Origin of the sequence: Marinobacter sp. (genome assembly GCF_039977835.1) — a bacterium.
GTDB lineage: Bacteria > Pseudomonadota > Gammaproteobacteria > Pseudomonadales > Oleiphilaceae > Marinobacter.
In genome coordinates, this window is record NZ_JBDWCL010000050.1 from 1 (window position 1) to 7615 (window position 7615).

Here is a 7615-nt window from a genome sequence, read left to right on the forward strand (position 1 = left end):
TAAGAAAAGCCAAGGCACAAAACACGGAATCGGTTGACCCATCGTGACCGCTCAGAGTACAAAACTGACTCCAGCGTGATGGCCGTGTGCAAACCGGTCACGATCCCCGGAATGACCGGTCACGTTCGCCGGAATACGCAACAACAGCTTTCCGATAGGAACCGTTGAAGAGGTTAGTGGTGAGCGAAGAATTACCGGCCCTGCAGACGGAGCGTTTATTTCCTTCCAGACCAAAGACCTAGACTGGCTAGAAGACGTCAAGAATACCAATCCCACTCCCGAGGACTTTGTTCGGGCCACCTCCGGCGCATTTTTCAACATCCCGAACGGGGCGACGGAGGTGAATCTGAACGAGGCGCTTTACGGCACGGACCGCTATCGCACGGAATACATTGATCGTGGTCGGGGGTTGTTCTGATGGCTTTCTTGTTGAATCTTTCAGCAGCCCGTCTGCGAAACTCACGGATATGGCCGGCTATGGCGGCTCTCACAGCTGTTATCGCCGCGGGGCCTGCAAACGCCGAGCTTCAGGGTCTGTCGGAGCATGAGTTATCGGAAATCGACGGTGAGGGAATCGGCGTAGTGCTGGAGAATTTCAAATTTTCCCACGGTACGGATGTTCCCGATGCGGACGGTAATCAGGCCCGGATTTTCAAGATCGGTGGGCTTAAGAGCACCGACGGTCGCGATGTCGAAATCGTGGTCAACCATCTCTATATATCTGGCAATGAAAGTAACTATGGCGAGAACCTCAGCCCGGTAAATCTGGGGCGTCTCATTAATCCTTATCGAATCGAGGTGGTGGACGGTAATGATATCGGGGTCCGCGACAAGGCAGTGCTTGAGTTTGCGGCACCGGCACTGGTGGATGCAGCCCTTGGCTACGATTGTATAGACTCCGGCGCAACTGCCGGTAGCGGAGTCTGTTCCAGCCGCCCGGCTACACCGGACTTCGTGGGCGAGCGTCCGGATATTGGTATGCAGATGAATGTCGCTGTTGGAGATGATCGCTCGGCCAATATCAATATTCATGCAAAGAGCGCAGTGATTGATGGCAGTTACCTGCGTTTGTGGGGCGACGATGACCGGCAGCAGATGGTGGGGCAGTTCAAACTCAATTTCCGCACTCCCGAGCTGTCCATTAACGCCTGCTCCCAGGATGGCCTATCTTGTGGTTCCCGGATAACCATGGCCAATTTTGCGCTGGAGCTGGCGATTGGTAACCAGTTGCAGCCGGTATTTTTTGATGTGGATGGTACCGGAAACTTTGTGGTGGAGGTGGCAGCCATTGACCGGCCTGCAACAGGAACTATTGGCGCCGACGGGCTGCGTGGCAGCAGTGATGCCGATACCTGGGATTTCTATGAGGAGTATTACAGCAATCCTGACTATCGCAGCAATCTTCACATTGGCAACTTTTCCGTCGCTGACCGGGATTTCGGGTCGGCACGGGTGGAAGGCATGCTCATACAGCACCTGAATATCCGCACCAAGGATCTGGCCCCATGAGTACAAGATACTCACAGGCTGCATTGGTCGTCATAGCGATGTCTGTAGCAACGCAGGCCGTTGCGGAGCTCGATCGCCTCAAGGATGAGGATCTGGCTGAGGTCTCTGGCCAGGGCGGTATTTATCTCTCCGGCGATATCAGCATCAACGAGATGGGTGGGCCTATAGAGAACAGCTATTTTGGTGGCTGTGATGACCCGGACAAAAAGTGTGGCGCCAGGCTGGCTTACCGCCTTAAGTCAGATGGCGGTTGGATGGTGTTGGACGAGATACAGGGAAATTTCGCCTTCGAAGGCCTGACTCTCAGAGTGCGTTCTGTTAACTCCGGATTCGGTGGTGATGGTGAGCTGTTCAACCGTGACGTGATGGAAATCGGTTTGCCGGATATCGTCCGCTATAACGATGTGCGCTTCAAAATCGCTGGTAGCAACAGACCCAGGCCGACGGACGCAGGTTTCCGCCAGACAGATATTCTTGCCGTGGAGATGCAGGGTGACGTCATCATGGAGGGAAACCTGCTGGTTTTCCCCGCCGGCAATCCATAGGAGGGAGTATGCACCGTATCGCAAGGACTTTTTTGAGAGTGGAGATAGCCTGCCCGCTGGTTCTGGCATTATCGGGCTCCGTGATGGCTGAAATGGAGCGCCTGGATGATGACGATCTCGCGGATATCAGCGGCCAGAGTGGTATTACCCTGGAAATGGAGCTTGGCATGGCCGCAGATCGGCTGTCCTATTTTGATGATGACAGCGGAATCTACCTCGAGGAATTCCGGGTTGGATCTGCAAGCCATCCCGGCGAATCGGCTGCTCATGTTATCCGGGTGGATATCACGGATGGCGCTGCACTCAACATCGAGTACCTGGTCGAAGACCGGCGGGTTGAATTCGGCGACATCCGACTGGCTGGTGCTCCCGGTATCGGCGTAGGAGGCATATTCCTTGATCACAGTATGCAGGGCAGTCTTCGCGTCCTTCCGGGGGGGGCCTACGGTTCTTCCGGTTATACCTTCGACACAGCCTATACCATAACCGGCGGCCGCCTTGGCTATCGCACCAATGGCAACGAAGTCTTTCTTGATGATGTAACCCTGGATGTGGAGGCCCTTGGCATTACCCTCGACGTGGTCGGTGATACTCTCGAGCTTGATGCACCCCGTATTACCGGTTCCTACGATGTGGGGGCCATTCGCTACAGCAGTAATCCCGCAAATCACGGCAATACCTTCGACGTTTCCAGCGGCCAGGCACTGCCGAGCTACGGGGGGCTCAGCGGGACCTTCGATCTGTCGTCGAAAACCGGCATCACCGCCGGTGGCAGAGAAGGCGAAGGGTTTCGCCTTGATAACCAGACCACGATCAACAGCGCTTCCTTTATTTACCACGACGACGGCAACATGCTGGCATTCAGGGATATTACCGGGCGCTACAGCCTTGACGACCTGCGATTTGATGTAACCACGGACCGGCGTGGCCGGAGCGCATTGGGATTAACGCTCGGCTCTCTGGAGGGGGAGTTCAATATTGGCCGGCTTGAAATGGGGGGCGCAGGTAAAAGCATAGGCGAGGTTAATGTCAGTTTCATGCTGCAGGACCACACCTATAATGGCCGTAACTACACCAACGCGGTATACGTCCAGGGCGGAGGGCATCCTGATGCCGGCCCGCAAGGGCTCAGGTTGTCCACCGAGTGGAGCCTGCAGTTAGCGGATCTGAGCTACACCGAGGATGGCAACCGGGTGATCTTCAGCGGCCTGCAGTCCTGGGGTCAAGGGGATGTCACTGTGAACGTCACACGGGACGGGGAACTGAATGGCACCCGTTTCTATGATGGCCTGAGGATTGGTTTTGAGGAAATGAATGCCGGCTACCGCATTAATGGCCTCCGGGTAGGCAGTGATGATGCACCTCTGCAGGGTGGTACCGAATTGTTGCTCGCGCTGGGCTTCTATCCCGCTTATGAATTCGAAATGGACGGCCAGGTGACTCTGGATGCCGGCGGGGCCAGTGGCGAAGGCCTGACGATTAACTCGGATATCCATATACGTAATGGCAGGGCCGCTCTTATGGCGGCTCCCTACGATGAGGGAGAAGGAGAAATTTCCCAGAAAGGTCTGTGGCTTACCGATCTGAGCTATGACGCGCATGTCCGTGACATGACCATCGATGTGACCGAAGAGGGGCTCGCAATGGTTAAAGGCGAGGCCTGGAGCGTGATGGATGTGGGCGACCTTCGCGTTGGCGACAAAGAGACGGGCGCAAGCTTTGGTCGTTTCGCATTGCAGAGGTATGAAACCGGTAGCAGTATGACCATTGTACCGGGCGGCGCTGGCGCTGTCTGTGCCGGTGGCTCCGGGGCCTCCGCAGCCGATTGCACCGCTTCAGGCGGTATCTGGGAGGCTCGGGGTGATGAGGGCATTAGTATCCGGTTGAAGCAGATATTTGCCCGGGCCGTGAGTGACTCCCGCAAGAACGCCTTTACTTGGGAAACCAATCGCCAGATAGACGGCAGCGGGAAGTCGGTCAATAACACTGGCACCAGACTTGTGCTCAATGATATCCATACCAGCGATGGTGGCGACTTTGATGGCGACGGCGTGGAGGATAATACCTTCGGTATCCGTACGGACCTTTCCGTGGATGTTTACCAGACAAAAGTGGTCAAGAAGACCGATGGTGCCGATGCCCTGGGGGTTACCGGTGCAAGGGGAGACGAAAAAATAATGGATCCCGCGGCCGCGGCGGGCTATCGATACGTTTCGTCGCCCACAGCTACGAATCTGGAAAATCGGCCACTCGGGTTTGCGGTTCAGGCCAGAAGTCAGTTCAAGGAGCTGTCTATCAATAATATCGACCTGGTACACCCCGCCGGTGGGCCACAAACGGCCGTGTACGGTGTAAAGATGCAGAACTTCGACATCAAGGCGAACCTGACGGCAACGCCGATTCCCTGACTGGCGGCAGAGCAAATTCCAGCAATTGCGATACCGCTTCGATCTCGCCCTTTGTCTTTTGGTTCCACGTGTTGTTTAATCCCGCCCTGATCCCATTCAATCACGCGGGCATGTCTTCATGAAATCCAGAGCACTCCTAGGCCTCCTGGCAGATGGGCAGGTTCATTCTGGTGAGTCACTTGCCGCCAGCCTCGGCATAAGTCGCACTGCGATCTGGAAACAGATCCGGCGCGCGATGGATGAGGGGCTGCGGATAGAAACCATCCGTGGCAAAGGGTATCGCCTGCTGACTGAAATGGATCTGCTTGATCAGAATCAGATCCTGGAGGGCCTGAACGCGCCTCGTCGTTCTGCCATCGAGTTGACGGTTCTGGATGAGGTGGATTCCACCAATGCCGAAATCGTGCGTCGGCGCCGCGAATCTGTAAATGGCCGGGTTCCTGTCTGTATCGCGGACTGCCAGACCGCTGGCAGAGGCCGGCGTGGCCGGCAGTGGCAAAGCCCCCCGGGTCAGAACCTCTATCTCAGCCTGGGGCTGACGTTCCGGGGCAGCTTTGCCATGCTTGACGGTCTGAGCCTGGTGCTGGGGGTTGCTGTTGCTGAAGCGCTGGAGCAAGTAGGCGTGCCTGAGGTGGGGCTCAAATGGCCCAATGACATTTTTCTCGCGGGAAGCAAGCTCGCCGGTATTCTCGTTGAGCTTCAGGGCGAACTGGAGGAGGGCGTTGTTCAGGTCGTCGCTGGTATCGGTATGAATATCCACATGACGGACGCTGCCGGCGTTGACCAGGCGTGGGTCAGCCTCGCCGGCGCCCTGCCTGAACGCCGATGGTGCCGGAACGAGGTTGCAGCATCGGTCATCGAATCGGTCCTCGGAGCGGTGGATGACTTTGCCAGGAAAGGTTTTGGCGATTTCCGGGAGCGTTGGCAGAGCCGTGACATTTTTGCCGGACAAGAGTTGATGGCAAGCCAGGGCGAACTCGCCGGGACCGGCCATGGCATCGATCATTCCGGCAACTACCTGATTGCCACCGGCGACGAACTGGTCAAGGTTCGAGCTGGCGAAATAAGCCTGCGGGTACGGTCATGAAGTTATTGATTGACGCCGGAAACAGCCGTATGAAATGGCAGCTGCTTGCCCGTGGCGAGGTTCTGGGAAAAGGTTTTGCCCGCCTGGACGAGGACCAGGCTTTCCATGATTGGGCGTCCTGGAACGATTCTGTTGAACGCATTGCGATATCCACCGTGATAGCGGATGACCGGCGTCGCCAATTACAGTCGAGGCTGGAGGCCACGTTCAGTGTCCCCGTTGTCTTTCACTGGGCTGAAAGACGCCGCGGAAAACTGGTCAACGCCTATACTGACGTACGCAAGATGGGGGCGGATCGCTGGCACGCCATGTGTGGTGGCTGGTGCGCGACAGGGGCCGGCGGATTCGCGGTCGTGGACGCCGGCAGTGCCATCACCATTGATTACGTTGCTATATCCGGAGCCCACGTGGGCGGCTACATTCTGCCTGGCAAGCAGATGATGCTCCGTTCCCTGAAGCAGGATGCCGCGCGGATCGGGTTCGACAGCCTGGACGCAGAGCAGGGCACTCCTGGCGCCTCCACCACCGAATGCGTCCAGCATGGGCTGGTGTGGCTTCGTGAGGCAATGGTTGCACGAATACATCAGGACTGTCGCCATTTCGGACTTGATCGGATTCTGGTTACCGGTGGCGACGCGTCGGGCCTCATCGGCGCGGGTCTTTCCGCCGTTCATGATCCGTACCTGGTCCTGAAAGGGCTTGAGGCCGTTGACCGGGAGTGGGAGCCGGAATGAAGTGGTTTGCTCTTGCTCTGCTGTTGGTTAACGGTGCCCTCTGGCTCTATGGAGACAGCTTTGTTCCGAAGCGTGTTGCCGTGGTTTCAGAGCAGCAGACCCTGCCCAGGGTTGCGGATCTTCGTGCTGCATCCTCTGCGAATCAGCAGAAGCCGTCGTCGGAGCCGTTGCCGTCATCGGAACCGGAGTTGGGCCAGGTCGAAACTGTGGTAGAGCCCAGGGATCCTTTACCGCAGCGCTATTGTGTGCGGCTCGGCTGGTTCGAGAATGCCGATGCCGCACGCGAAGCCTACCTGTTGCTTGGCAGCCCCGGGATCGCGCATGACATCCGGGAAGAAGAGCGGGAGTTGGCGCCACTGCACTGGGTGATTATTCCTCCGCAGCCCGCAGACAGAGCGCTGGCACTTTTTCGCGATCTTCAGCGCCGGGGTATTGATTCCTACCTTGTCAGGCGGGGTGAAAACAAAAATGCCATTTCCTTGGGGCTGTTCGAGTCCACGCGGGCCGCTGAAATGGTCCTTGAGGAAAAAAAACGTCAGAATCTCAATGCAATACTGGCCAACTTCCCCCGAAATCAGATAAGCTACGCGCTCGTTTTTGAGGACGAACTGATGCCGGATTCCGGCGCGGTTGAGGCGGCAGAATCGGATTACGCGAACAATTTCGACCTGGTCGAAATCAGGCGTTGCGAAGGTGTTGCAACAGTCTCTGAAAATCCGTAGTATACCGCCCTCGCTGAAGAGGCGAATGTGAGCTGGCGTAGCTCAGTTGGTAGAGCAGCTGACTTGTAATCAGCAGGTCGGGGGTTCGATTCCGTCCGCCAGCTCCACTTTTTAGTTTTAATCAGGTTCGCCGCTGGCGAGACTGACTCGGAGGGGTTCCCGAGTGGCCAAAGGGATCAGACTGTAAATCTGACGCGAAAGCTTCGCAGGTTCGAATCCTGCCCCCTCCACCACTTATTGCTCGCGGGCATCGTATAGTGGCTATTACCTCAGCCTTCCAAGCTGATGACGCGGGTTCGATTCCCGCTGCCCGCTCCAATTTGTAGTTGTTGTGTTGAAAGCGCTCATGTAGCTCAGTCGGTAGAGCACATCCTTGGTAAGGATGAGGTCACCGGTTCAATTCCGGTCATGAGCTCCATTATTTGTCCGGTCAACGTCACGGTCTGGTTGATTAGGGAGATAGGTCGAATGTCTAAAGCAAAATTTGAGCGTAACAAGCCGCACGTAAACGTGGGCACCATTGGTCACGTAGACCATGGCAAGACCACGCTGACAGCCGCGCTGACTCGTGTATGTCACGAAGTGTGGGGTACTGGCAGCGCCAGCGCAT

General features: G+C 56.7%; 7 protein-coding genes, 4 tRNA genes and 1 pseudogene. All 12 read left to right on the forward strand.

Annotation, left to right across the window (positions count from 1 at the left end; translation table 11 throughout):
- Nucleotides 1-142 precede the first annotated feature (142 nt).
- Nucleotides 143-418, forward strand: a pseudogene (locus ABJM11_RS15740) (hypothetical protein); the annotation flags it as partial.
- 59 nt (nt 419-477) lie between these two features.
- Nucleotides 478-1509, forward strand: a complete 1032-nt coding sequence (locus ABJM11_RS15745; RefSeq protein WP_348297007.1) for a hypothetical protein — start codon at nt 478-480, stop codon at nt 1507-1509.
- The gene (locus tag ABJM11_RS15750; RefSeq protein ID WP_348297008.1) at nt 1506-2054 is read left to right on the forward strand and encodes a DUF6160 family protein; all 549 of its coding nucleotides are present in this window, start codon (nt 1506-1508) and stop codon (nt 2052-2054) included. The genes ABJM11_RS15745 and ABJM11_RS15750 overlap by 4 nt, the downstream gene beginning before the upstream one ends.
- Before the next feature lie 8 nt (nt 2055-2062).
- The gene (locus ABJM11_RS15755; protein WP_348297009.1) at nt 2063-4462 is read left to right on the forward strand and encodes a DUF6160 family protein; all 2400 of its coding nucleotides are present in this window, start codon (nt 2063-2065) and stop codon (nt 4460-4462) included.
- A 118-nt stretch (nt 4463-4580) separates the two neighbouring features.
- Nucleotides 4581-5549: a biotin--[acetyl-CoA-carboxylase] ligase gene (locus ABJM11_RS15760; RefSeq protein WP_348297010.1), complete on the forward strand. Its 969-nt coding sequence runs from the start codon at nt 4581-4583 to the stop codon at nt 5547-5549.
- A complete protein-coding gene (locus ABJM11_RS15765) occupies nt 5546-6283 on the forward strand; it encodes a type III pantothenate kinase (RefSeq protein ID WP_348297011.1) in 738 nt (245 codons plus the stop codon). Before ABJM11_RS15760 ends, ABJM11_RS15765 begins: the two co-directional genes overlap by 4 nt.
- A complete protein-coding gene (locus tag ABJM11_RS15770) occupies nt 6280-7005 on the forward strand; it encodes a hypothetical protein (protein WP_348297012.1) in 726 nt (241 codons plus the stop codon). Before ABJM11_RS15765 ends, ABJM11_RS15770 begins: the two co-directional genes overlap by 4 nt.
- 31 nt (nt 7006-7036) lie before the next feature.
- A tRNA-Thr gene (locus ABJM11_RS15775) sits at nt 7037-7112 on the forward strand.
- A gap of 42 nt (nt 7113-7154) precedes the next feature.
- Nucleotides 7155-7238 (forward strand) — tRNA-Tyr (locus tag ABJM11_RS15780).
- A gap of 10 nt (nt 7239-7248) precedes the next feature.
- Nucleotides 7249-7323 (forward strand) — tRNA-Gly (locus ABJM11_RS15785).
- 24 nt (nt 7324-7347) lie between these two features.
- A tRNA-Thr gene (locus tag ABJM11_RS15790) sits at nt 7348-7423 on the forward strand.
- Nucleotides 7424-7473: 50 nt separating this feature from the next.
- Nucleotides 7474-7615: GTP-binding protein (locus ABJM11_RS15795; RefSeq protein ID WP_348120808.1), on the forward strand; the 142-nt coding region annotated here is incomplete at its 3' end.